This window comes from Halogeometricum pallidum JCM 14848, assembly GCF_000337095.1.
GTDB lineage: Archaea > Halobacteriota > Halobacteria > Halobacteriales > Haloferacaceae > Halogeometricum > Halogeometricum pallidum.
In genome coordinates, this window is record NZ_AOIV01000038.1 from 146,571 (window position 1) to 172,137 (window position 25,567).

Annotated in this window: 21 protein-coding genes and 1 pseudogene; 13 read left to right on the forward strand and 9 right to left on the reverse strand. The window is 64.2% G+C overall.

From position 1 onward, the window contains the following. Window positions 1–26: 26 nt before the first annotated feature. Window positions 27–1,220 (reverse strand): oligogalacturonate lyase family protein, encoded by a 1,194-nt coding sequence (locus tag C474_RS15830; RefSeq protein ID WP_008388592.1) that lies wholly within the window; start codon window positions 1,218–1,220, stop codon window positions 27–29. A 98-nt stretch (window positions 1,221–1,318) separates the two neighbouring features. On the opposite strand from C474_RS15830, the gene C474_RS15835 reads away from it, so the two are divergent. From C474_RS15835 to C474_RS15870, 8 genes are all read left to right on the forward strand, one after another. Continuing rightward, a complete protein-coding gene (locus tag C474_RS15835) occupies window positions 1,319–1,543 on the forward strand; it encodes a hypothetical protein (protein ID WP_008388594.1) in 225 nt (74 codons plus the stop codon). Between the two features lie 262 nt (window positions 1,544–1,805). After that, window positions 1,806–3,560, forward strand: coding sequence for an ABC transporter substrate-binding protein (locus C474_RS15840; protein WP_008388596.1), 1,755 nt, complete (start codon window positions 1,806–1,808; stop codon window positions 3,558–3,560). Window positions 3,561–3,619: 59 nt separating this feature from the next. After that, the gene (locus tag C474_RS15845) at window positions 3,620–4,642 is read left to right on the forward strand and encodes an ABC transporter permease (protein WP_008388598.1); all 1,023 of its coding nucleotides are present in this window, start codon (window positions 3,620–3,622) and stop codon (window positions 4,640–4,642) included. Continuing rightward, window positions 4,635–5,657, forward strand: a complete 1,023-nt coding sequence (locus C474_RS15850; RefSeq protein ID WP_008388600.1) for an ABC transporter permease — start codon at window positions 4,635–4,637, stop codon at window positions 5,655–5,657. The genes C474_RS15845 and C474_RS15850 overlap by 8 nt, the downstream gene beginning before the upstream one ends. A 56-nt stretch (window positions 5,658–5,713) precedes the next feature. Further along, on the forward strand, window positions 5,714–6,751 hold the full coding sequence (locus C474_RS15855) for an ABC transporter ATP-binding protein (RefSeq protein ID WP_008388602.1): 1,038 nt from the start codon (window positions 5,714–5,716) through the stop codon (window positions 6,749–6,751). Next, the gene (locus C474_RS15860) at window positions 6,744–7,814 is read left to right on the forward strand and encodes an ABC transporter ATP-binding protein (protein WP_008388603.1); all 1,071 of its coding nucleotides are present in this window, start codon (window positions 6,744–6,746) and stop codon (window positions 7,812–7,814) included. The genes C474_RS15855 and C474_RS15860 overlap by 8 nt, the downstream gene beginning before the upstream one ends. 95 nt (window positions 7,815–7,909) lie before the next feature. Continuing rightward, complete coding sequence (locus tag C474_RS15865; protein ID WP_008388604.1) at window positions 7,910–8,140, forward strand: ATP synthase subunit B family protein; 231 nt, start codon at window positions 7,910–7,912, stop codon at window positions 8,138–8,140. An 848-nt stretch (window positions 8,141–8,988) separates the two neighbouring features. After that, on the forward strand, window positions 8,989–9,408 hold the full coding sequence (locus tag C474_RS15870; RefSeq protein WP_008388606.1) for a GlcG/HbpS family heme-binding protein: 420 nt from the start codon (window positions 8,989–8,991) through the stop codon (window positions 9,406–9,408). A 405-nt stretch (window positions 9,409–9,813) separates the two neighbouring features. Here the strand turns inward: C474_RS15870 and C474_RS15875 are convergent, their stop codons facing one another. Continuing rightward, window positions 9,814–10,464, reverse strand: coding sequence for a helix-turn-helix domain-containing protein (locus C474_RS15875; protein ID WP_008388608.1), 651 nt, complete (start codon window positions 10,462–10,464; stop codon window positions 9,814–9,816). Window positions 10,465–10,590: 126 nt separating this feature from the next. Here C474_RS15875 and C474_RS15880 point away from each other — a divergent pair, with 126 nt between their 5' ends. From C474_RS15880 to C474_RS21750, 3 genes are all read left to right on the forward strand, one after another. After that, a complete protein-coding gene (locus C474_RS15880; RefSeq protein ID WP_008388610.1) occupies window positions 10,591–11,937 on the forward strand; it encodes a cytochrome P450 in 1,347 nt (448 codons plus the stop codon). 444 nt (window positions 11,938–12,381) lie between these two features. Then, a complete protein-coding gene (locus tag C474_RS15885) occupies window positions 12,382–12,744 on the forward strand; it encodes a DUF7344 domain-containing protein (RefSeq protein ID WP_008388612.1) in 363 nt (120 codons plus the stop codon). 433 nt (window positions 12,745–13,177) lie between these two features. Continuing rightward, on the forward strand, window positions 13,178–13,300 hold the full coding sequence (locus tag C474_RS21750) for an SDR family oxidoreductase (RefSeq protein ID WP_008388613.1): 123 nt from the start codon (window positions 13,178–13,180) through the stop codon (window positions 13,298–13,300). Here the strand turns inward: C474_RS21750 and C474_RS15890 are convergent. From C474_RS15890 to C474_RS15900, 3 genes and pseudogenes are all read right to left on the reverse strand, one after another. Further along, a pseudogene (locus tag C474_RS15890) lies at window positions 13,297–13,914 on the reverse strand (SDR family NAD(P)-dependent oxidoreductase); the annotation flags it as partial. The gene C474_RS21750 and the pseudogene C474_RS15890 overlap by 4 nt on opposite strands. A 51-nt stretch (window positions 13,915–13,965) precedes the next feature. Next, window positions 13,966–14,814, reverse strand: coding sequence for a 2,4-diketo-3-deoxy-L-rhamnonate hydrolase (rhcF, locus tag C474_RS15895; RefSeq protein WP_008388619.1), 849 nt, complete (start codon window positions 14,812–14,814; stop codon window positions 13,966–13,968). A 64-nt stretch (window positions 14,815–14,878) separates the two neighbouring features. Beyond that, on the reverse strand, window positions 14,879–15,637 hold the full coding sequence (locus C474_RS15900) for an IclR family transcriptional regulator (RefSeq protein WP_008388620.1): 759 nt from the start codon (window positions 15,635–15,637) through the stop codon (window positions 14,879–14,881). A gap of 107 nt (window positions 15,638–15,744) precedes the next feature. On the opposite strand from C474_RS15900, the gene C474_RS15905 reads away from it, so the two are divergent. Further along, window positions 15,745–17,850, forward strand: a complete 2,106-nt coding sequence (locus C474_RS15905) for a beta-glucosidase family protein (RefSeq protein ID WP_008388622.1) — start codon at window positions 15,745–15,747, stop codon at window positions 17,848–17,850. Window positions 17,851–17,892: 42 nt separating this feature from the next. Here C474_RS15905 and C474_RS15910 read toward each other — a convergent pair whose 3' ends face one another. The 4 genes from C474_RS15910 to rhcE all read right to left on the reverse strand — a co-directional run bounded on the left by C474_RS15910 (window position 17,893) and on the right by rhcE (window position 24,846). Further along, window positions 17,893–21,168, reverse strand: a complete 3,276-nt coding sequence (locus C474_RS15910) for a family 78 glycoside hydrolase catalytic domain (RefSeq protein WP_008388623.1) — start codon at window positions 21,166–21,168, stop codon at window positions 17,893–17,895. A gap of 260 nt (window positions 21,169–21,428) precedes the next feature. After that, entirely contained in the window at window positions 21,429–22,457 is a 1,029-nt protein-coding gene (locus C474_RS15915) for an LLM class flavin-dependent oxidoreductase (RefSeq protein WP_008388625.1), read from the reverse strand. Window positions 22,458–22,467: 10 nt separating this feature from the next. Next, complete coding sequence (gene rhcD / locus C474_RS15920) at window positions 22,468–23,673, reverse strand: L-rhamnonate dehydratase (protein WP_008388627.1); 1,206 nt, start codon at window positions 23,671–23,673, stop codon at window positions 22,468–22,470. A 138-nt stretch (window positions 23,674–23,811) separates the two neighbouring features. Continuing rightward, complete coding sequence (gene rhcE, locus C474_RS15925) at window positions 23,812–24,846, reverse strand: 2-keto-3-deoxy-L-rhamnonate dehydrogenase (RefSeq protein WP_008388629.1); 1,035 nt, start codon at window positions 24,844–24,846, stop codon at window positions 23,812–23,814. Window positions 24,847–25,027: 181 nt separating this feature from the next. On the opposite strand from rhcE, the gene C474_RS15930 reads away from it, so the two are divergent. Then, complete coding sequence (locus C474_RS15930; RefSeq protein WP_008388632.1) at window positions 25,028–25,567, forward strand: LUD domain-containing protein; 540 nt, start codon at window positions 25,028–25,030, stop codon at window positions 25,565–25,567.

The window sequence follows — 25,567 nt, forward strand, 5'->3', positions numbered from 1 at the left end:
GTACCGCCAACGCGAACGACGGGCCGTCAGTCCACTCGTAGACCGGGCCCGTCGTACCGCGGGAGGTCGGAGAAGTTGTCCGGAATCGCCGCGAGGTATATCTCCGACCCGGCACCTCCGCGGGTGCTGTCGAAGACGACGCTGTCGCCGTCCGGACTGAGCCGCGAGTGCGGGTGGGCGTCGGCGTCGCTCTGCCACCCGTGGGTAGCCAGCATGCGCGGCGTCTCGTAGGTTCCCGCCTCCTCGTCCCAGCGCCAGAGGAGGTCGTACGGGACGCCGCGGTGGGTCCCGTCGCCGACGACGAGGTCGCGTGTGTTGCTGTGAAAGTGCGTGTAGACGTCGGGCGCGGGCGCCTCTCGTCGGTCCTCGTTGTCGTACCGCACCTGCCCGAAGAACGCGTCGGGGTCGTCCCGGTCGCCGCGCCACCCGTGGTAGCCCACGTACTCGCCGTCGGCCAACCAGTACTCGTGACCGACCGCTTCGCCCTCCTCGGTGGGCCGGATTCGCCACGTGTCGCCCGACTCCAGATCGAGACCCCACACCCGGTCGACCCGCTCCCAGATACCCTCCTCGCAGTAAGTGACCAGTTCGGGGCGCGTCGGGGAGGCGTTGACGTGGTTGAGCCATCGATTCTCGTCGACGTGGACGGTCGGATCGCCGCCCGAGATGGGAACCGAGATCACCTTCGAGTTGGCCTCCGCGTTCATGCGGGCCTCCATCCACCGCTCTCGGTCCTCGTCGTCGCGTTCGAGGTCGACGCGCTCGGAGATGGCCGCGACGACACGCTCGCCGTCGGCAGTTATCGCCGCGTGACTCCCGCCGTAGCCGTCCGGAAGGCGGTACAGCGGTGCGAGCGTCTCCCGGTCGAGGTCGAACGCGACGAGGCGGTTCTCGACCCAGAAAGCGGCGACGCCGGCCCCGGGGTGACACGTGATGCCCGAGAGGGGGGACGGGAGGTCGGTCAACTGGCGTATTCCGCCGGTTTCGAGGTCGACCGAGTAGAGGTCGATGCCGTTCCCGCCGCGCGTCGACCGGAACAGGAGCCGTCGACCGTCGTCGTACCAACTCGGTTCCGTGAAGTAGAGGTGCCAGCTGTCGCCCTCCTCGCAGTCGGTGAGCTGACGGACCCGCGCGCCCGTGTCGGGGTCGTCGTACGTCCGCCACTCGGTGGGGAGTTCTCGACCGGCGTCGGGTCCCTGAACGAGGTCGTCGTCGTGCATCGAGTATCCGTACCCGACAGCGCGTAATAAATCCGCTCCGTCGACCGAGAGACGCGACCCGTCGTACGTTTGATAAGCACCGGTTGCGAAAGGTCGCTATGACCGACGCTCGATTCGTCGACGTCCTGTGCGATTTCCGGAACCAGTTTCGCCTTCTCGCGATGGTCTCGGTGCTGGCGCTGGTCGTGCTGGCGGTCGCACTCCAGTACGTCGAGTCCGGCACCGCGACGTACGTCATTTCGGTCGTCCAGATAGTGACGTTCCTGTTCATATTCGCGGTTTCCAGCACGCTGTTAGTCGTCTGTACGCGACGCCAAACCTGAGCGAAGGGACAGCGGGTACCGTTCTCGAAGAACGGCCGACGGAGACGGACGGTCTCTCCCGCGTTTCGGTGCGTTCCTGCTCCGTTCGGCGGCCGCGGACGGCGCTTTTCGTCGTGCGACCACCCGCGGTGAACAATAGATATATATACAATCAGTAACACACTCACGCATAGAGGCCATGAGCAACGACAGTGAACGTTGGGACCGGCGCGCCTTCTTGGGTGCCGGTGCCGGCGTCGTATCAGCAGGACTGGCAGGGTGTATGGGTGGCGACGGCTCCGGCGGCGGGCAGTCCGGAGGCGGCACCGGCTCCGGTTCCGGCACCTCCGGGGATTCAGGAGGCGGCGGATCCGAAGAGCGCCTGGACTTCGTCGGCGGGCGACAGCCGACGCAGATCCAGTTCAACAAGTGGAACCTGGCGAACTTCGGTCACACCTTCAGCACGTACTTCTGGACGCCGGTGGCGACGGCGTACTCCGACGGGACCATCGCCTCGGACTTCCTAGAGGACATCTCGATAGAGGGCAAGGAGATGACGCTGACGTTTCCGACCGGATGGACGTACTGGAACGGTAAGGCGGTCAAGGCGAAGGACTACTACATCGGGAGCGAGATAGACCGACTGCAGGACCCCGAGTCGTCGAACTACGCGGGTCACGAACTGGTCGACGAGCGGACGATCAAGCGGACGTTCAAGAACGCGGTGACGCCGTCGCTGATGAAAGCGAGCCTCGTCGGCACGGCGGTCAATACGCCGCGATGGATCTTCGAGGAGTATCTCACTCGGTACGAGGAGGCCTCGGGCTCCGACGAGCGAGACGCGGTGACGCAGGAGCTCCTGAAGATGACCATCTCGACACAGCAGTTCGTCGACGAGGGTCTCGGGAACGGTCTGTACGAGATAACGCAGTTCAACTCCGCGGAGACGATCACACAGAAGTACGAGGACCACCCGTACGCCGACCGAACCGACATCGAACAGACGCGCATCGTCCCGGTCGGCGACAACACGGACTCGCTGGCCACGAGCGACAAACTCGATATGGCCGTGTTCGGGTACATCACCGAACCGCAGCGCTATCCCGAGAACATCAAGAACCAGTTCAAGCTGAACTGGTTCAGAACGCAAAAGTTCATCCTCAACTGGAAGAACGAGCACCTCGCGAACCGGAGCGTCCGCCGCGCGCTCATCAGCGCCATCGACCTCGAAGCAATCACGGCGGCCGCCGTACAGGCGGCGTACGTCGCCGAACCGACGCAGGTGCAGACGGGACTGCGCTCGTCCATCCACGAGGAGTACCTCGGACAGGAGTTCGTGGACCAACTCATCAAATACCCCGTCAACGCGGACACCGAGGCGGCGGCGCAGTACATGGAACAGGCCGGCTACTCGAAGCAGGGCGGCACGTGGACGAGTTCCGAGGGAAGCGCGGTCAGTCTCGACATCCTCACGCGCGACAACATCGGGCAGGCGCAACCGAGCAAGTACCTCAGCGACCAACTGAACCAGTTCGGCATCGAGACGAACCTGAACGCCGTCGGTGACAACTACTACACGAAGCTCCAGGAGTGGAACTTCGACCTCGGGTGGGTCTGGCACGTCGCGAAAGCGCTGTGGCACCCCACCGCGTACTACTCGAACGACTTCTACGGCGTCCTCGCGGGCGACCCATCCAGCGGCGGGGAAACGGGGCCCACTGGAGTCCCGTTCGAGACGACGATTCCGAACCAAGTCGGCGCGAAGTCGGTGTCCGGGAACGGACAGTCGATTCAGCCGGCGAAGCTGATGAACGACCTCCCGGCGTCGACGTCGAAAGAACAGGTCAAAGACCGGACCAAGACGCTCGTCCAGTGGTTCAACTACGACCTGCCGGCCATCGTCTACATGCAGGAGAACAGCGGCTACTGGGGCGACGAGGCGAACTTCAGCTTCCCCGACGGGACGGGCGAGCACAAGATAGACGCCAACAACCCGGGACAGCACGCCTGGATGCGCGGGTGGGTAACGCAGAAGTAGCGAGTCACGAACCACTCCAGAAACAGTTTTAGGGCACCACACAGAAGATAATTCAAAACATGGCCACAAACTACCTAGCAAAGCGATTCGGGCAGGCGATTCTGACTCTCGTCGCGACGATAGCACTCTCGTTCGTGCTCTACCACGCGATGCCCGGAAGTCCGACCGAATCGCTCAAGAACGTCATCCTCTCCCAACAGGCGGCGGCCGGCGGGAGCACGGTCAACATCGAACGGCTGAACCGACTCGTCGCGTTGTACACGAACGTTCAACCCGACCAACCGCTGTACGTCCAGTTCTACCAGTACTTCAGCAGTATCATCCTCGAACAAGACCTCGGCACGTCCATCTACGAGAACAAACCCGTCACCACGCTCATCTTCGAGCGGATTCCGTGGTCGATGTTCATCAGCGTCTACGCGATGGTCGTCGGTTACTCGCTCAGCGTCCTCATCGGGGCGGTGATGGCGTTCAAGGAGAAGTCCCGCTTCGACTCCGTGAGTTCCGTCGTCCTCATCGGTCTCAACTCCGTGCCGTACTACATCGTCGGCATTCTTCTTATCTACTTCTTCGCCATCCAGATGTCGTGGTTCCCCTACGGGGGTCGCGTCTCCTCAAGCGTGACCGCCGGCTTCAACGTCCCGTTCATGCGCAGCATCGTCATGCACGCCGTGCTGCCGATATTCTCGATGAGCATGCTCGGACTCGGCGGCGCGCTCACGATGCGCGGTAACTCGGTTCGAGTGCTCGGCGAGGACTACCTTCGGGTCGCCAAACTGCGGGGCCTCCGCGGCTCTCGAATCGCGACCCAGTACGTCGGCCGCAACGCCATTCTTCCCATGTACACGCAGTTCATGATCGGTATCGCCGGCGTCTTCAGCAGCGCCGTCATCGTCGAGCAGATATTCTCCTATCCCGGCGTCGGACTGCTGATGTACAACGCCATTCAGACGCAAGACTACCCGCTGTTGATGGGGTCGCTGATAATCTTCACTACCGTCACCGTCGTGGCGATATTCATCGCCGACCTCACGTACGGGTTCATCGACCCGCGTATCTCCGCAGGAGCAGACAATGAATGATCAAGAATCCGATGACAAAGTCGACCTCGAAGAGCTGTTCGACTCGTCCGTAGAGCACGAACCCACGCCGATGGGAGAACGGGTCCGACGTACCGCCGACCTCACGCTCGTTGCTCCCGCCCGCGTCGCGCTGACCGACTGGCGCGCCGTCGTCGGGACGCTGATTCTGTTCGGGTTCTTCCTCGCGGGGACGGCGGGCGTCGTCCTCGTCGACCGCCCGACCAGCGGCGACGCGCCGATACTCGCACCACCGTTCCAGAACCTGAACTACATCCTCGGGACCGATACGTTCGGACAGCCAATCGGCGCCCAACTCATCCACGCGACGCCCGCGATGTTCAAGATGATATTCGCCGGCGCCGTCGTCAGTATCGGCGTCGCGGCGCTGGTCGGCCTCCTCTCGGGCTTCATGCGCGGGACGGTCGTCGACACGGTGCTCATGTCCGTCACCGACATCGTCATCACAATCCCCGGTCTGCCGCTCGTCATCGTCCTCATGGCCATCTTTGCGCCGAAGAACCCCTACGTCGTCGGCGTTCTCCTCGGCCTCGACAACTGGCCGGGGCTCGCGCGGACGGTCCGTTCGCAGGTTCTCAGTATCCGGCAAGAATCCTACGTCGAGGCCTCTCGAATAATGGGGCTCTCGACGGGGACCATCCTGCGACGCGACCTCTTGGGTCAGTTGATGCCATACATCACCATCAACTCCGCACTCGCCTCCCGGCGCATCATCTTCGAGTCGGTCGGGTTGTACTTCCTGGGCATCCTCCCCTTCACGACGTTCAACTGGGGCGTGCTGATGAACCTCGCGTACAAGGGCGGCGCGCTGAACCGCCCGCAGATGCTGCACTGGCTCATCTTCCCGATGGTGACCATCTTCCTGATGTCGTTCGGACTCGTGCTGTTCTCGCAGGGCATGGACAGCGTGTTCAACGTGCGGTTGCGCGCGCGGCACGCGTCGACGACCAGCGATAACAGCGCGATGGATCAAGGCCAAGGCGACGGAGACGTGTGAGAACAGATGACGATACTACTATCAACGAGCATCCGAATGCACGCAGTAGGTGAACAATGAGCGTTCGAGACGAAATATTCGAGATCCGGAATCTGGACGTGTCGTTCGAGTTGAACCGCGGCGCGTCTCGCGTCGTCAGAGACGTGGATCTGAACATCCACCGGGAAGAGACGCTCGGTATCGTCGGCGAGAGCGGGAGCGGCAAATCCATGCTCTCCTCCTCGCTTCTCAACGCCGTCGTCGAACCCGGCGTCTGTTCGGGTGAGGTGACGTACTACCCGCAGGATGGCGACCCCATCTCGGTGCTGGAGCTCTCGGAGTCGGAGCTCAAACGGTTCCGCTGGGAGGAGGTCGCGATGGTGTTCCAAGGGGCGATGAGTTCGCTCAACCCCGTGATGCGAGTCCGAGCGCACTTCAGGGAGACGCTTCAGGACCACAACCGCGACATCCCGGCCGGTCTCGAACGCGCCCGCGAACTGCTCGAAAGCGTCTATCTCGACCCCGACAGAGTCATGGACGCCTACCCTCACGAACTGAGCGGAGGAATGAAACAGCGCGCGCTCATCGCGCTCAGCCTTATCCTCGAACCGGAGGTGCTCGTGATGGACGAACCGACCGCCGCGCTGGACCTGCTGATGCAGCGTTCCATCGTCGCTCTGCTCGACGATTTACAGGAGGAGCACGACCTCACCATCGTGTTCATCACGCACGACCTCCCCCTGCTGACGAAACTCGCGGACCGTCTCACCGTCATGTACGCCTTCGGAATCATCGAGAACGGGACGGTCGACGAGTTGCTCTACAACTCCTCGCACCCGTACACGCGTGCGTTGCTCGCCGCGACACCGGATCTGAACGTCCCCGTCGACGAGATGCACGCCATCGCGGGGTCGAAACCCGACCCCGTCGACCGAATCGAGGGCTGCTCGTATCACCCCCGGTGTCCCATCGCCGACGAACACTGTCGGAGTTCCGAACCGCCGATGGCGACGGTCAACGGAACGCACGAGTCGGCGTGCTTCTACCACGAGAAGGCGAGAGAAGCCGTTCCGCTCCGGGGCGACTCGAAGCAGGAGGGAGCGGTCCATGAGTAGTTCCGGATCCGGTCCGGTCGTCTCGATGGAGGACGTCTCTGTCGAGTTCAACAACAGCAACGGGATGTTGAGCTTCCTCGACGACTCGAACCCGGTCAGAGCCGTCGACGGCGTCTCCTTGGATATCGCCGAACGCGAGATAGTGACGCTCATCGGCGAGAGCGGATGCGGGAAGTCGACGCTCGGAAAGACCGCAATCGGCGTGCAGAAACCGACCAGCGGGTCCGTGAAGTACCGCGGTCAGGACGTGTGGGAGGCGAAGAGCAGCGGCAATAACGCCTCGATACCGTTCTCGGAGATCAGACACGCCCTCCAGATCATCCACCAAGACCCCGGGAGTGCGCTCAACCCGAACCAGCGCATCATCACGTCGCTGTCGCTGCCGCTAAAGAAGTGGAACCCCGATATGAGCCGCGAACGCCGCGAAGAGCGGATTTACGCGATGTTCGAGCGTGTGGGAATGACCCCGCCCGGCGACTTCCTCAACCGCTACCCGCACCAACTCTCCGGCGGAGAGAAACAGCGGGCGGTCCTGGTCCGCGCGATGCTTCTCAACCCCGACCTCATCCTCGCGGACGAGGCGATAAGCGCACTCGACGTATCGCTGCGCGTCGAGATGATGGATCTGATGTTGGAACTGCAGGATATCTTCGACACCTCGTATCTGTTCATCAGCCACGACCTCTCGAACGCCCGCTACATCGCCGAGAAGTCCGGCGGCCGCATCGCCGTGATGTACCTCGGCGAAATCGTCGAAATCGGAGGGGTCGAGGAGATCATCGAGAACCCGAAACACCCCTACACGAAGGCGCTCCGCTGGGCGACGCCCAATCTCTTCGACGACCGCGACGATGGGGAGTTCCCCATCCGGAAGATAGACGTTCCCGACCCGACGGACCTCCCGGACGGCTGTAACTTCCACCCGCGGTGTCCGGAGGCCCGAGAGGTCTGCCAGCGGGAACACCCGAACGAGATAACGACCGGTTCCGACGGACACCTCTGTCGGTGCTTCCGCGCCGACGAGACCCACGAGTACTGGAACAGCCCGGAACTGCACGACTGACTTCGGCTGGTCGTTCGGCCGTCTCTTCGGCTGTCCCTATCTACTGCTCGCCGAATGGCGCAACACGTATGTAGTGGGAGAGCACACGTCATAACATGTCGAACGCGACATCGTCACACGCGGAGTCCGATCAGACGGGGTTATCCGTTCCGAAGAGCACGCTGTTTTGGACCTGCATCGCCCTCGCAGTCGTCCTGTTCGTCCTCGGGATGTTCGTCTTCACCGGCCCCATCGCCGGAATCGCGGGCGTCTGGGGGGCGAGCCTGTTCGTCGGCGTCCTCGTCGGATACGTCGGCTACCTCGTCTGGTACCGCTTCGGCGTCTGAACCAATTTCGGTACGGCGACGCGTTACTCAAAGCAGGCACCGAGCACGGTGATTTCAGGGACTCGTCCAGCCAACTCCCCTCACCCCACGTCGGTTGGTTCAGGTGCGAATGCCTCGGAACCGACGTTGACGACGACCGTTCGCCGACGTTCCGATTCGAAGACGTGGGAGAGGACTCGTCGTCTGTTCGGGACGCCGGTACAGTCACAGAGTACGTTACCGACCCACCGTCACAAGAGGGGGCCATCGTGCAGGTAGTCGGGTCACATCGGGCGCGATAGCCGTATTTCCGGTATCGTCGGAATCAGGTGTCAGTCTGTGCGCTCGCTACTCCGATTCGAATCGGTCCCAGTGCAATCCGAAGGGAGGTTCAAGAGGGAAATCTCGAGGCTGTCGACTGCGGCCGAATGAGAACTCGAACGGTGGGACAGCCACCGACAGAGAGAGCACGAGTACGGTCGATACGAGTCGTCAGCGTACGTGATACTGCGATAGAGTGCCCTCACTCACGCGACTCTCAGACAGGAAAGCTCACATCCGCCTACGAAAACAGGGAAACTACCGCGGTATTTCCGGTAGTGTCGGAAGATTCGCTTCGAGCGACGAGAGAACACGGCGGGGACGTAACTGCCCCGACCAAGTTCGAAAGGCGACGATTCCGTCCGAAGCGAAGACGCACCGGAAGCGAGGCGCTACACCAGACGCCGAAGCGGCGGTTACGGTTCCGTATAGTGCTATCAATTTCGAAACTGAAAGACAGTCGGCGGAGTTTCGTCACCCCACCTGAATCGAGAGGCGGGTCATCGGGGTAATCTATTTGTGGCCCGTCTTCGAAGCGGAGACCGTTGATGGCAGAAGAACTTAGCCTCGAAACCGCAACGAAGATAATCGACGCCGCGGAGCAAAAAGCCGAAGAGATCGAACAACCGATGGTCGTCACCGTCGCGACCGATGAGGGCAATCTCATCGCCCAGCACCGAATGGACGGGGCGTGGCTCGCTTCGGTGAGCATCTCGCGCAACAAGGCGTACACGGCCGCGGCACTGGAGACGAGCACGGACCAACTCGCCGAACCCAGCGAACCCGGCAACTCACTGTACGGTCTGCAAACGACCGACGAGAACCGTATCGTGATCTTCGGCGGCGGCTACCCGCTCACCGTCGACGGTGAGATTATCGGTACCATCGGCGTCAGCGGCGGCGAGGTCGAACAGGACATGGAAGTCGCGCAAGCCGGCGTCGACGAGTTCGAGCGTATTCAGGGCTGAGAATCGAGCGGTAAGTAGCGGATGCGGCGGCTTCGTCGGGCCGTCGAGTCCGCGCCGTTCGTTTGTGGGACCCGAAGATGCAGAGCGGGGAACTATCTTCGGGTACGGTTCGACACCGACCGGAAGGATACGCATTACAGGTATAGACTTGTGACGCAATTGGAGGGGCAGAGAAACGCCGTGCCGAACGGAACTAACCGAAGACAGGTGAACGCTCGGCAGGAGCTCCGGATGCGAACAACGGGCAGTGGCTCATATCGTGCGAGAGTTATCAGGCGGTAGGTCAGGGCTCGGATTCGATTTTTTATCCACCGGTTGACGCATTATTTATAACCCATCTACCTACTCTATACTTCTATTTGGGATAATACACCTTCATTACGGAATTTCGAGAATATATTCGGATTATCTGATCCTCGATTTGATTATTTTTGACTCGATTCGTTGGAGGTGTTCGCTGACGGTTCCCGCCGCGACGCCGAGGGTCTCGGCGAGTTCGCGGTGCGTTGTCCGGCGGGGAACGTCGTAGTACCCCTCCGCGACGGCGAGTTCGAGTACCTCCGATTGGCGGTCGGTCAGGACGTCACCGAGTCCGCCGGCGTCGTACTCTCCGAGGCGTTCGAGCGTGAATTCGACACCAGCGGGTAGGTCGGCTACCGCGCGCTGAATCGCCCGATTGGTCCCGAGTACCGTCACTTCGAGTCCCCGTCCCCCCTCGTCGGTGAGATGCATCGGCCAGTCGACGACGATTTCGTTGTCGTGGAGGACCGCCAGCAGGTCGCCAACCAGCGTCGACGTTCGGCACTGCACGTAGGCGACGCCGTGACCGTCCGACCCGGTCACGTCGTACTCCAGAACGTCGGGCGACGACGCCAGTACCGCGGACGCCCGTTCCAAGTCGCCGCGGAGTTCCAGGAGTTCGACGTACTCCCCCTCGGGCCCGGGGTTCACGTACAGTATCGCTTCAACCCGTACGGCCTCTTCTCGCGCAAAGTTCGCTTCGAGGGGACGAAGCAGTCCCGCGGGCCACGTCAGTTTCACCGTCGCGTATCTCATGGGAATCGGCGGGACGCGAGGTCGAACCGCCCTCCGCCCGCCGCGTCGGGGATTAACCGGGAGGTGATAAATACACCTAGCATGCTCGGCGTCAGAAGCAGGCGGAGCGGGACCGAAGGAGAGGCTATGAGCAGTGACGTTCCGCCGATGACCGACGAGATGCCACCGGGACCCGACGGACTCCCCATCGTGGGCAACTACCTCGCGTCCGTCCGCCGCCCGTTCGAGTTCATGACCGACAACGCCGCGGAGTACGGCGACGTGGTCGGGTGGAAGGAACTGGACGGTCCGGTCTATCAGCTCAATCATCCCGACGATATCGAGCACGTCCTCGTGCAGAACAACCAAAACTACGTCAAGGGCGACGCCTTCCAGCGGACGCTCGGACCCATCACGGGCAACGGCATCCTGAACAGCGAGGGCGCCGTCTGGCGCCGCAACCGACACCTCATCCAACCCGCGTTCCACCCGGACCGCATTCAAGAGTACGCGGAGATGATGACGGACGCCACCGAGGAGATGCTGGCGACGTGGGAGGACGGGCAGACGCGCCCCGTTCACGAGGATATGATGACGGTGACGCTGAAGATAGTCGCGAGAGCCCTGTTCGGCGTCGACATCAACGATCACGTCGACGACATCGGGTCGGCGTTGGAGGAGTTCATGGCGGCCTCCGAGAGCCTCTCGAACTACGTCCTGCCGCAGGCGGTTCCGACGCCCTCGCGACGACGGATTCGCGAGGCCAGAGCGCGACTCGACGAGGTGGTCTACGAACTCATCGAGGAACGGCGCGCGAACCCCGGAGAGCGGGACGTCATCTCGATGCTCATCGACGTGACGGACGACGAAGGAGAGAGGCTCTCGACGGAGCAGATACGCGATGAGGTGGTGACGCTCCTCCTGGCCGGGCACGAAACGACCGCCCTGTCGCTGACGTTCACCGCCTACGCCCTCGCCCGCCACCCCGGGGCCGAGGCCAAACTGATCGCGGAGTTGGACGAGGTACTGGACGGCCGGACGCCGGAGATGACGGACCTCCCGGAGTTGACGTACACGGAGCAGGTGGTCAAAGAGTCGATGCGCCTGTACCCGCCGGTGCCGGGAATCGTGCGCGAACCCGTGAAGCCGGACGTCGTCGGCGGCTACGAGATTCCGCCGGGCGCGACGGTGCGGATGCACCAGTGGGTCGTCCACCGCGACGCCCGGTGGTACGACGACCCCCTCGCCTTCGAACCCGAACGCTGGACCGACGACTTCGAGCAGTCGCTCCCGCGACTGGCGTACTTCCCGTTCGCCGCGGGACCGCGCCGCTGTATCGGGGACCGATTCGCCATGCTCGAAGCGCGCCTCCTCCTCGCGACGATCTACCAGCGCTACCACCTCGAACTCACGCCGGGAGCGACGCTGGACCTGATGGCGACGGTCACCGCCCGCCCGAAAGAGGAGATTCCGATGACGGTTCGTCGACGCTGAAGGAACGCGGTTCCGGTCGAACGAACGTCGCGAGAGTGAGCAGCCGTTGAGGGAGAATCGGGGCAGTCTAAATCTATCTCGTTCGGTTCGAATGTAAAGATGAGATGTCTGCTCCGAACGTCATGGAGGTGACACGCCTCTCCGGTTCGGATGACAGAGTTCACCGTACCGTTCCAACTGCTCGAACCCGCCTCTCGAATAGCGCTACAGATGCTTCGCTACGGTGTTTTCTCGGAAGACGTTTACAATGAAAGCAGACCACTTTAGCGGAACCAGGGTGACGCTTTCGGCATATGTTCGACGACGACACGAGACGGCAGTTCCGGGAATCGATCCGGAAAGACGTCCGTTTCAATCGAACTCCGAACCGCGGCCATTCGACAGTAGCCTTCCGCCGTTCGGGTGGATATTCGGGTCGACGAGCGGGCGATGACAGGAGGGAGTATGACTAACCAGCGACGGACGGCAGTCGCGCCCCTCTCCGGGGACGGCCGGAACCGCTCTCTGGCGCCGTACCTCCGGAATCGACGGCGTCGCCTCGTCGTTTCCGCCGTCGACGCGGCCAGCGAGTCGCTGGAATTGAGTGCGCTCGCTCGACGGGTCACGGCGGTCGAGACCGGCGTGCCCGCCTCCGTGGTCTGCGAAGAGACGGCGCGGGAAGTCTGTCTATCGCTCTACAACAACCATCTGCCCGCCCTCTGCGCGCAGGCCGTCCTCAAGGTCCGCTCGCGGGAGTCTGTCGTCGTCCCGGGGGAACGGTTCGCGGAAGCCGTAGACTACCTTCGGCAGTCGGGGAGAGCAGAGTGAAATAGTAGAGGTCGTTCCGAGTTGAGTCTGGTAATCGAGACTTCACATCTATATTTCTGTTTTTGTGATTTCAAACGGAAAATATAGGTGTGACGGCGAGAGAGATACCTGCACCCGTTGTAGAAACTACGCCGAGCGAGGCTCTGTTCGTAGAGAGGGGCCCCGTTTTCCCGCAAATCCGCGGACCTCGCGTCTGACTGCATCCGAAGACATCCGGCAAGACCGGCCCGGCGGAGCGCAGAATTGGAGTAAGGTTACAGGTATAGATATGTAATGAACTCGCGCTTCGCCTTCGAGACGACTTCTTCGCCAGAATGTTCGTCCGGGCGTGTCCGACAATATCGGATAGGCTATTCCGAGGTGAACCCGCGAACACGCCGCGCAGTCGCGAACGACTCGCGAGGACGTCCTCGCCGGCGCCCTCAACGACCACGTGCTCGACCGGATGGGCCGACCCAGAGAGATCGGACACGTCATCGTTCTCCTCCTCTCCGAGGAGGGCGAGTGGATGACGGGCGAGTCCATCGCCGTGGACGGCGGCTATCTCAGTGGGTGAAACTCGAGCCACTGTTCGACCATCGGCGTCTCGACGGTCCCCGGTTTGACGGCGTTGACGGTGATGTCGTGATCGCTCAGATCTTTCGCCAACACAGTCGTGAACGCCAACACGACGGCCTTCGAGGCACCGTAGGCTCCCTGCCTGCGGAACGGACGCTCGGCGCCCACCGACGAGATATTGACGACGGTGTCGGCGGTTCCGGCGTCGACCATCGAAGCGGCGACGACCTTTGAGACGAGGAAGGTCCCCTTGGCGTTCACCTCGAAGTGCCCATCCCACACCACCTCGCTCGTCTCCAACAGGGGAACCGCTCGCTGGATACCCGCGTTGTTCACGAGGCCGTGTATCGGCCCGCGCTCGTCCGTCGCCGACCGGACCGCGGCTTCGACGGCCGACTCGTCGGTCACGTCCACCTCGTATACCGCGGCTTGGGACCCCGTTTCGCGGACGAGTGAGGCGGTCTCCTCGGCGACGTCCGGTTTCGTATCGAAGACGGTCACGTCCGCGCCGGCGCGGGCACAGCGGACTGCGATGCCGCGTCCGACACCCCGAGCGCCGCCGGTCACGGCGACGTGCCTGTCACTCAGACGGTCGTCTGTCCGCGTCGTCATACCACTACTGTCGGGAGCGGCTACAAATAGATGAGTGGACCACTCGTCCCGTTACTCCCGGTCCGCGACGACGGGGTTTCGCAGCGTTCCGATGCCCTCGATTTCGATTTCGACGGTGTCGCCGGGTTCGAGCAGTTCCGGCGGGTCGCGGAAGATGCCGACGCCGCCCGGCGTCCCCGTCGAGATGACGTCGCCCGGCCGCAGCGTGGTAATACCGCTGATGTACTCGACGACCTCTCCCACGTCGAAGATGAACTCCTCCGTGTTCGACTCCTGTTTCGTCTCGCCGTTGACCCGGCAGGCGACGTCGAGTTCGTTGGGGTTCACGTCGCTTTCGGGAACGAGCGTCGGCCCCATGGGGGCGAACGTGTCGTAGCTCTTCCCGCGGAAGAACTGCTCGTCTTCGAACTGGGCGTCGCGTCCGCTCACGTCGTTGACGGCGGTGTAGCCGGCGATGTACTCCGAAGCCTCCTCGGCGGAGACGTCCTTGGCCGTCCGGCCGATGACGACGCCGAGTTCCACCTCGTAGTCCACCTGTTCGACGTCGGCGGGGTGGACGATGGGGTCGCCCGGGTTCGTCACCGACGTGTCCGACTTTCCGAACAGGAGCGGTCGCTCGGGTACCTCCTCGTTCTGCTCTTCAGCGTGGTCGTGGTAGTTGAGACCGACGCAGACGATTTTCCCCGGTCGCGGAACGGGGGCGAGTAGTTTCGCGTCCGACGCGGGAATCGCCTGGTCTTCCGCGGCGTCGACCGCGTCCTCGACGACTCGGAGGAAGCCGGGGCTGGTGAGTTGCTCGTAGGAGACGTCCTCGCGGAGTCCGGTCAGCGGTACGATGTCGTCGTCGCGGCGGACGCCCCACTGCGGCGCGCCGCCGTTCGTGTATCGGACGAGTTGCATCGTGCGTGAGTGACACGGGACGGTACCTAACTGTTGTGCTCCCGATTCGGTGCGCGTCGCCACGTCAGGAGTAGGTGAGGTTCACCTCGACGACGTTGGCGCTCCGGAGAATCTGTTCGGGCACCTCCTCGGTGAAGCGCTGTTCGCGCATCCGGCTCTTGGGTCCGGAGACGCTGAGGGCCGCGATGGCGTATCCGTTCTCGTCGGTTATCGGCGCGGCGACGCAGCGCATCCCCTTGACGCGCTCTTCGTCGTCGTAGGCGTAGCCGCGTGCTCGGACTTCCTCGAGAACGTCGAACAGTTCGTCCCTGTCGGTTATCGTGCTGTCGGTCACTGGTGGCAGGCCGTGCCGGTCGAGTATCGCCTCCACCTCGTCGCGCGGTCGGTTGGCCATGATGGTCTTGCCGAGCGCCGTCGTCTGGAGGGGGACGCGCATCCCCGCGTGCGTGTCTAACTGGACGGCGTCCGGACCGCGGGAGCGATAGAGGAAGACCCCCATCCCGTGCTCTTCGATCATCAGGTTCGCGTGCTCGCCGGAGGTCTGCGCGAGTTGGTTTATCTCGGGACGGGCTATCTTGAACACCTTCTTGCGGGAGCGCGCCTGGTCGCCCAACTCGAGAAAGCGCGTGCTCACGTGGTAGGTATCGCCCTCCTTGATGAGATACTCCTCCTGTTCGAGCGTCCGGAGGTGGTCGTGCACGGTGCTCGTCGGCTTGTCGAGTCGCTGTGCGACCTCCGAGACGCCCGCACCGTCGAGCTCCCGCAGGAGTTCGATGAGCTCGAAGGAAACTTTGACCGCCTTGATTGGTGCCGTGCCTGCCATACTCTCTATCGCTATCGTTTCGGTAAAAGCTTTCCGCCATCGTCGGACGCTGAAGCCCGAGCGTTACCAGAATATTAATCGGGAAGGTACTCGAAATCGAAGTAACCATGACAGATCCCGGCGGACGCGTGGAAGAGTTGGCCGACGCGCTCACGCGCGAGGAGAAAGTGAGTCTGGTTCACGGCGCCGTGGACCCCGAACGGACCGCGACGGGATATCTGCCGGGCGTCGAGCGACTAGACATCCCCGAGTTGAAACTGGTCGACGGACCGCTCGGAGTCCGCGTTCCCGGGCAGTCCGCGACGGCGTTTCCGGCGTCTATCGCCCTCGCCGCAACGTTCAACCTCGAACTCGCCGAGCGACAGGGCGTCGCGATGGGTCGGGAGGCGAAGGCGCGGGGTCAGCACTCGATACTCGGTCCCGGCCTGAACCTGATTCGCGTCCCCCACTGCGGGCGAAACTTCGAGTACTACTCCGAAGACCCCGTTCTGACGGCGGATTTGGCCGCGGCCGTCGTCAAGGGCGTCCAGTCTGAGGACGTCATCGCGACGCCGAAGCACTACGTCGCCAACAATCAGGAGACGAAGCGACTGCGCGTCAGCGCCGAGACGAGCGAACGAGCGCTCCGAGAACTCTACCTCCCCGGCTTCCGGGCGGCCGTCGAGGCCGGCGCCGGGTCGGTGATGACCTCGTACAACCGCGTCAACGGAACATACATGAGCGACCACCGCCGCCTGCTCACCGACGTGCTCAAAGGCGAGTGGGGCTTCGACGGCTACGTCGTCTCCGATTGGTTCGGGACGAACAGCGTCGCCGGGTCGGCGAACGCCGGTCTCGATTTGGAGATGCCGGGTATCACGTTCGAGGAGTTGAAAGACGCCTTCCAGATGGACCCCGACACCGACCTGTTCGAGGACGCCGACGGGGAGGCGCTTCCGGGCCCCGACGCGAAGGCCGGACTGTTCGCCGCGTCGCTCGAAGAGGCCGTCGAATCGGGAGACGTACCGGAATCGCGGCTCGACGACATGGTGGCGAGAATCCTGCGGCAGATGGAGCGCATCGGACTGTTCGACGGTGAACGGGACGAAGGCGCCGTCGACACGCCGGAGCACCGTTCGCTCGCGGAGACCATCGCCGCGCGGGCGACCGTCCTCTTGGAGAACGACGGCGTCCTCCCGCTCGACGCCAACGCGGACGTGGCCATCCTCGGTCCAGGCGCCGAAGACGCGATGCTCGGCGGCGGCGGGTCCTCGGAAGTCGAATCGGCGCACGAGACGCCGACGCTCGACGGGATTCGAGCGCGCTCGGAGGGCACCGTCGAGTACGCGCAGGGGGTGGCGAAGATTCGGACGCCGTCGTTCTTCGACCACGAGTCGGAGGAGGAACCCGAGACCGGAGACGACGAACCGAGTCTCGACGAGGCCGTCGAACGCGCCGCCGAGGCGGACGTCGCCGTCGTCGTCGTCCGGGACGCGAACTCCGAGGCCGAGGACCGCGAGAGCCTCCGTCTACCCGGCGAGCAGGACGAACTGGTCGCGGCCGTCGCCGAGGCGAACGACCGGACGGTCGTCCTCGTGCAGTCCGGCGGCCCCGTCGAGATGCCGTGGCGGGAGGACGTCGCCGCCGTCGCGGTCGCCTGGTATCCCGGACAGGCCGACGGGGACGCCGTCGCGTCGGTGCTGTACGGCGACGTCGACGCCGCGGGCCGTCTCCCGGTGACGTTCGCACCCGAAGGGTCGTACCCGGCGAACACCGAAGAGCGGTTCCCCGGCGTCGACTACGAGGCGCGCTACGACGAGGACGTCTTCGTCGGCTACCGCCACTTCGACGCCGCGGAGTCCGACCCGACGTACCCGTTCGGTCACGGCCGCTCCTACGCTGAGTTCGCGTACGGCGACGCGTCGATGGCCGACGAGTCGACGGTCGAAGTCGGGGTGGAGAACGTCTCCGAACGGGACGGCCGCGAAGTCGTGCAGGCGTACGTCGCGGCGCCGGCCGTCGACGGCATCGACCGACCGCGGCGCGAACTCGCGGGCTACGCCGCCGTCGAACTCGCCGCGGGGGAGTCGACGACGGTGAGCGTCTCGCTGAACGAACTCGCGTTCCAGCGGTACGACGAGGACGGGGGCTGGACGACCGACGAGGGCGAGTACACCGTGGAACTCGGTCGCTCCTCGCGGGACGTTCGGACGGAGACGAACGTCTCGCAGTAGGGCGAAACGGGAAAGCCGACGAATCGGTCGTCGGCCGCCCGACTATCGGGTGATCGAGAACGCGTACGATCCGGCGCCGACGTCGAGAACCACGTCGTCGCCGTCCCGTTCGACAGCGGAGACGCCCTCAGGGGTGGCGTCCGCGATGTCGGTACCGGACTCCGTCACCGACGCGCCCGCGGCGTCCGGTAGCCGAACCGTCGCGCGGCCGTTCCACGGCACCTTCACGTCGAGTTCGTAGCTTCCGTCCTCCTCGCGCCCCCATTCGACGGCCAACTCGCCGGCCGACGTGTCGACGCTCGCGGAGACCCACTCTAAGTCGTCGATCAGCGCCGGGTCGACGGTCACGTGGTCGGTGACGGGTTCGTCGCCCAGTTTGATACCCGCCAGCACCTCGTAGAAGAACTCCGAGACGTGCGTGTACGGCGAGTGGTTCAGCGAGTTCATCCCCGACCCGACGCTCTCGTCGGAGTTCCACCGCTCCCACATCGTCGTCGCGCCGTTGCGCGCCATGTACACCCACCCGGGCTGTTCGGGTTGGCTCACCACGTCGTAGGCCAGGTTCTCGTATCCGTGCTCCGCGAGCGTGTGTATCAGCGGCCGCGTTCCGAGGAAGCCGGTCTTCAGCTTTCGCCCGTCCGAGCGCACCTTCTCCGCGAGGTTCGACGCGACGGCGTCGACGGCCGACTCGGGGACCATCCCGAGGAACAGCGGAACGGCGTACGACGACTGCGTCCCCGGGCCGTAGACGTTCTTCTCCGCGTCGAAGAAGCGGTCGTTGAACCGGTCTCTGATGTGCTCGGCGCGTTCGCGGTAGTTCTCCGCGTCCGCCCCGTTGCCGACCGCCTCGGCGACCTTGGCGAACGTATCCGTGACTTGGTAGCAGAACGCCGTGTTGTACAGGTCGTGCGGGAGGCCGCGCCGGCCGTCGGCGTTCTCGAACGTGAGCCAGTCGCCGAACTTCCCGTAGTCGGTCGGGACGATGCCGTCCTCGCTCACGTCGTACCAGTAGTCGAGGTAGTCGCGCATCCCCTCGTACTGCTCCCGGAGGAGTCGATCGTTCCCGTCGTGAAGGTAGAGATACCACGGAATCATCACGCGCGTTATCGACCACGTGGGGTCGGCGGGGTCCTCCTGGTTCTTGTTCGGGATGACGTCGGGGACGTAGCCCATCGGCGACGCCGCATCGTCGTGGTCGCGCGCCCACTTCTCGTCGAAGCGGACGGCGTCGAAGTTGAACAGGAGCGACCGCGTCGAGATGTGCGCGTCGCCGGTCCACCCGAACCGCTCGTCCCGTTGCGGGCAGTCCTCCGGAATCGAGTGCGTGTTGCTCCGGAGGCCCCACACCGAGTTGTGTTGTAGCTGGTTCAGGTCGTCGTTCGAACAGGCGAACTCCCCGCGGCGGTCCATCGCCGTGTGGACGGCTTTCGCCGTCACGTCCGCGGAGTCGAGGTCGCCGGGGTAGCCGCTCACCTGCGCGTATCGGAAGCCGTGATAGGTGAACCGCAGTTCGTACGTCTCCGCGTCGTCGCCGCGGGCGACGTAGGTGTCCGTCGCGTCGGCGGTACGGAGGTCCGTCGTCGAGAGGTCGCCGTCCTCGGTGAGCGCCTCGGCGTGCCTGACCCTCACCTCGTCGCCCGCGTCAGGATCGCGAACGGTGAGTTCGAGCCAGCCTGTGAGGTTCTGCCCGAAGTCGAGAATCGGACCCTCCGGGTGGTCGTGAACCTCCTCCACCTCGAACGTGCCGACGACCCCCATCGATTGGATGCGCTCCGGACGCAGCGTCCCGCCGGGCGCGTCGACCACCGCCGCGCCGTCCCAAGAGGCGTCGTCGAACCCGGGCGCGGCCCATCCGTTGGGTTCGTGCCGCGCGTCGTAGCGCTCGCCGTCGTAGATGTCGTTTTCCCGGACCGGGCTCGCGGTGGCCCGCCAACTGCCGTCGGTGGCGAGACGTCGCTCGGTCCCGTCTTCGAATTTGACTGAGAGCGTTGCGCGACCGCGCGGGGAACCGTCGTTCACCCAGTAGGCGTGCGTCTTCGAGAACCACCCGCGTCCGAGCCACAGACCGAGGGCGTTCTCGCCCTCGGTGAGTCGGTCGGTGACGTCGTGGCTGGAGTAGAGCACCCGCCGTTCGTAGTCGGTCCAGGCGGGGTCGAGCACGCCGTCGCTGACCTTCTCGCCGTTCACGCGGAGTTCGACGTAACCGACCGCCGCGACGTGGATGCGCGCGGACCGAACCGGTTTGTCGAACGTGAACTCCGTTCGGAGGAGCGGGGACGAAGACGCGGTTTTCGAACGCGTGTGGCCGTTCACGAGGTGTCTTCGGCCCCACGTGTCGGATTCGACGGTCGACGACGTCTCGACGGTGCCGTCGCGCGCGACGTCGCTCCCGTTCGCGTCCCGAACTGTGAGTCCCGCGAGTGCGAAGCACTGCCAGGCGTTCTCGGACTGGACCTTGCGCTCCGGGGGAGCGTCCCGAAACGGGGACTCGGTCAGCGGGCTGAGGCTGAAGAGGTCCGTCGCGGTTACCCGGACGTATCGACCTTCGATGTCGAGGTGGTCGTGCGTCGCCGAGGACACCGTCTCGTTCCCCGCGTTTCTCCCCTCGCCTTGGGTGACCACGCTTTTCGAGTCCGCCGGGTCGCTGGCGACCGTTACGTTCTCGAAGTCGGGCGAGTCACTCACCTCGATGCGGTAGCCGTCGGGGAACCCGAACCCGGCGAGCGGATTCTCCCGCCACGACATCGTCACGACGGTGTCGTCCGGCGTTCGCACGATATCGACGGGCTCGGCGGGGTGAAGGTCGACGGTATCTATTGAACGGCGTTCTCCGAGGTCGACCTGTACCCACTCTTCGCCGTCCCACGCTCCGTCGCGCCACCGGCTCCGCCACCCGTTCGAGTCTCCCCCTTCGGGTTGGTGACTGATCCACGCGCCGCGCCAGTCCTCGGGTTCGAGGGCCGTCGAGAACTGAGCGGGTTCCGCCCACCCGGTCTCACCCGTCTCCGTCCAGAGCTTCACCGACCAGTGGTACGTCCGATCGGAGTCCAACTGCGGCCCCTCGTAGGCGACGTTCGTCGCCCGCCCGTCGTCGACGCGGCCGGAGTCCCACGTGTCGCCTCGGCCCGCTTCGACGGCCGAGCGGTCGCGACCGACGACCATCCGGTAGGCGCGCTGTCTTTCTCCTCGTCGGTCGGTCTCACCCCGCCAGGAGAATCGCGGCGTCTCGGTCGGGTCGACGTTCTCCGGCGATTCCTCGTACTCGACGCGAAGGTCAGTCGGGAGGTACCGCCGCTCCGTTCTGTCGTGTAGGACCACGTGAGATACCTCCGCGGCGGCTGAACTAAAGCTTCCGCCATCCGTGGTGGCGGATGACGAGAAGGTCACCGAGAGATAGCGCACTACGGACTCTTGAACCGATTCTGGGGGCTACGAGGGGGTTCGGACCAACGACCGAGCGCTCCGCCGCGTGCGGCGTACCCGATACTGTCCGTCGCGAACGCACTATCGAGAAAGAGAGTCGCGGAGTAACTGAAAACAACATCGAAGGAAAAGCGACCGAGTTTGGCAGCCGGGACTTACTGGAACTGCGGCATCACTTCGTCTGCGAACAGTTCCATCCCGTCCGTCTCCGGGAAGTCGACGAACCAGCCCTGGAACTTCGTCACGCCGACGTCGATGCGGCGCTCGATGGCCTCGGCGCACTCCTCGGGCGTCCCCACGACGAAGTACTCGCGGGCGTCCTCGATGGTCTCGATGGGCGCTTGGTCCTGGTACTCTTCTTCGAACTGGATGGGGAGCATCAGGTCGAGCAGTTCGTCGCGCTTGTCCTCGTCGCGCGTGCAGACGACGTGGCCGTCCCACGAGTACTCGATGTCGTCGGGGTCACGGCCCACCGTCTCGCAGTGGTCCTCGATGACGCCGATTTTGTGCTCCAACGTCTCCACGTCGCCGTTGAAGACGTCCGTGTTCCACACGTCGGCGTGTTTGGCGACGAGTTTCAGCGTCACCTCCTCCCCCTGCCCGCCGACGAGGACGGGCGGATGGGGGTCCTGTACGGGCGGCGGCGCGCAGGTGGCGCCGTCTATTCGGTAGTGGTCGCCGTCGAAACTCGCGCCGTCGCTCCCGGCGTCCCACATGCGCTTCATCAGGCGGATGGACTCGTCGAGGCGCATCAGGCGCTCGAAGCCGCCGCGGTACTCCCAGCCGTAGGCGTCGTACTCGGGTTCGTGCCACCCGGCGCCGAGGCCGAGTTCGAGCCTGCCCCCCGAAATCACGTCCAGGGTGGCGGCCATCTTGGCGACGAGGGCGGGGTTGCGGTAGTCGTTACAGAGCACGAGCGACCCGAGGTTCACGTCCTCGGTGAAGCCCGCGATGGCAGAGAGGAGCGTCCACACCTCGTACTCGGCGCTGTCGCGGCCGAGCATGAGGTGGTCGGGCGCCCACACGGCGTCGAATCCGAGTTCTTCGGCCGTCTCGACGCCCATCTTCGTCGTCTCCCAGTCGAGCGACTCGTACTGCGGCGTGTCGCGGTGGACCGGGTCGGTGCCCGACTCGGGCGCGCCCGCGAACACGGGGACGTTGTACTCGAAGCTGATGTCGGTCATGGTGAGGTAATCACTCCACGGCGAAGTGTTCGAGCGCTTCGCGGTTCAACTGCGTGCTGAGGCCGGGTTCGTCGGGCAGCGGAATAGAGCCGCCCTCGGGAGAAGGCGGGTTCTGGAAGATGGCGTCGGCGTACGTCGACTCTTTCTCCTCCTGTTGCTCTTGGAACCACTCGGGCGTCGGGAAGTACTCGGCCATCGGCATGTTCGTGTGCCCCGCGATGGCGTGCAGCGTCGGATTCGTCCCGGCGTGAGGAATCACCGGTACGTCGTGGACTTCCGCCATGTCCGCGACCTTCTGAAGCTCCGTTATCCCGCCGACGCGGCCAACGTCGGGTTGGAGGATATCCACGGCCTCTCGTTCGAGCAGTTCCTCGTGTCCCCAGCGCGTGAACTCGTGTTCGCCGCCGGATATCGGCATCGGCGCGGCCTCTCGGACCTCGGCGTAGCCCCTGATGTCGTCGGCGATGACCGGCTCTTCGACCCACGCCATGTCGTACTTCGCGAGGCGTTGGGTCATCTTCTTGGCGTACTTGACCGACCACCCCATGTACGCGTCGCCCGCGATGTCGATGTCGTCCCCGACGGCGTCCCGGACGGTTCTGACTATCTCCTCGTTCTTCTCCATCCCGGAGCGGCCGTCCTCGGGGCCGTGCAGGAAGCGCAGCTTCATGGTGTCGAAGCCCGCCTCGGCGTACTCGATGGCCTCGCGCTCCAACGTCTCCATGTCGACGGGATGGAGGTTCGACGCGTAGGCGGGAATCTCCGTCTCGGTCGGACCGCCGAGCAGTTCGTAGACGGGTTTGCCGGCCTCTTTCCCGGCGATATCCCACAGCGCCTGATCGACGGCGCTGATCGCCATGACGGCGACGCCTTTCCGTCCGAAGGGCAGGGTCGCGCGGTACATCTGCTCCCAGAGGTGTTCGCGCCGCATCGGGTCCTCCCCAAGTACGATCTTCGAGAGCGTCTCCTCGACGACGGTGGCGATGGCGCCGGTGCCCCAGTTTCCGACGCCGATGCCGGTGATGCCCGCGTCGGTCTCAATTTCGACGACGACGTCCCCCACCGGACCCATCCACTTCCGCCGAGCCTGCGGGTTTTCGCCGTCGACGTTGCGGTACTCGTCGTACTTCGACATGATCGTGACGAGGGGAAACTCGATGAACTCTCCCCACGACTCGTTGCTGACTTTCGTCGCTGAAACGTCTGTTATCTCCATGGTTCGTTCGGTGTACTCGCACGTCCACTGGGGAACGTATAGTGTTTTCCGTCGGAGACCGAACGACGGCGCGGCGGAGAAGCGTCTGGTCGGGCGGAGAGAGTCGGTGGCGGCGAGGTTGAACGACGAGACGGACGCTCAGTAGTCGAACTGGAACACCGGCTTACAGGTCTCGGAGCCGAGGAACGCCTCGAAGGCGGACGCCGGGTCGTCGACGCTGTAGGAGGTGTCGAGTATCTGGTCGACGGCTATCTCGCCGCGTTCCATCAGACGGAGCGCCTGCTCGAAGTTCGTCCACGTCGACCCGTAGGAGGTGTCAACGGATATCTCGCCGCGGACGACGGGAGTGAGGTTGACCTCGCTGGTGTCGTTGGGGATGCCGACGACGACGACCTGTCCGCCCTTCCGCGTGACTTCCGTCGCCGTCCCGACGCCCGTGTGGTGCCCCGTCGCGTCGAACACCACGTCGAAGCCGACGCCATCGGTGAGCGAGTCGACGTAGTCGTCGAGGCCCGTCTCCGACTGCACGTTCACCGTCTCGATGCCCAACTGCTCGACGAGCGGAAGCCGATACATCGTGTCCTGTTCGAGTCCCGAAACGACGACGTTCGCGCCGAGGGAGTCCGCGACGGCGGCGACGAGGACGCCGATGGGTCCCGGGCCCTCCACGAGGACGCTGTCACCGGGCGTCACGTTCGACCGACTGAGGACGGCGCGGGTGGCGATGCTGGTCGGTTCGGTGATAGCCGCGTGGTTGAGCGGGACGGCATCGGGCACCGCGTGGACGTGCTGAGGTTCGACGGTGACGTACTCGGTGTAGGCGCCGTCGCGGTGCATCCCCGTGATAGAGAAGTTCTGACAGACGTTCGGCTGTCCGTTCTTACACTGGAAGCAGTGGCCGCAGTCGTGTATCGGTTCCTCGACGACCTTCTGTCCCTCGGCGAAACCCTCGACGTTGGTCCCGATTTCGACGACTTCGCCGGAGTACTCGTGACCCATCACGCGCGGGATGGGAATCCACTCGTAGCCGCCGTCGTACTTGTAGGCGTGGGCGTCGCTGCCGCAGAGGCCGGCCGTGTGTACTTTCACGAGCAGTTCGTCTGCCGCCGGGGAGGGGGCCTCTCGCTCCTGTGTCTCCACGGAACGGGGCCCGGTCTGAACGATTGCTTTCATAGTTGCTGGTAGAGTTCGGCTTACTCGACTCAGTAAAGCCATACAGGTACGTAGGCTAATAATTTTGGGTAGGTCGGATACCGTCGGGAAACTCGCCTCTTCTGCGCGTCGTCGGCCGGCGACGACGGCGGATGCCGCAACCCAAACTAAATAGTCGCGTGGCGCCTGCGTTGGCGTACCGATGTCCGCAGCCACGCTCTCACGGTTCGAATCCGCGCTGAACGAATTGGACGCGACGGTGAGCTACGTCGACGGAGACGGATTCCGAGACCACCTCGAAGGGGTCGTCCAACCCCACGCCGTCGGCGTCGCCCTCGAAGAAACGTTCGACGACCCCGCGTTGTCCCTGACCGAAACCTCGGTCGAGGTCGACCCGGCGCCCGCGACGCTCCGAACGGCGAAGACCGGCGTGACGGGCGCGAGCCTCGGCATCGCCGACTACGGATCGCTCGTGCTGACCGTCACCGACCGCGCGAGCGAACTGGTGAGCCTGTTCGTCGAACGCCACGTCGTCGTCGTGCGCGCCGAAGACGTCGAGGCGGACATGGAATCCGCCGTCGACGCATTCGGGGCCGAGTTCCGCGAGACGGGCGGGAGCGCGGTCATCGCGACGGGGCCCAGTTCCACGGCCGACATGGGCGCGTTGGTGAAGGGCGCGCACGGTCCGCGCGAGGTACACGTGGTCGTCCTCACGGAAGGCGAATCCGCGGAGGGGGAGTGA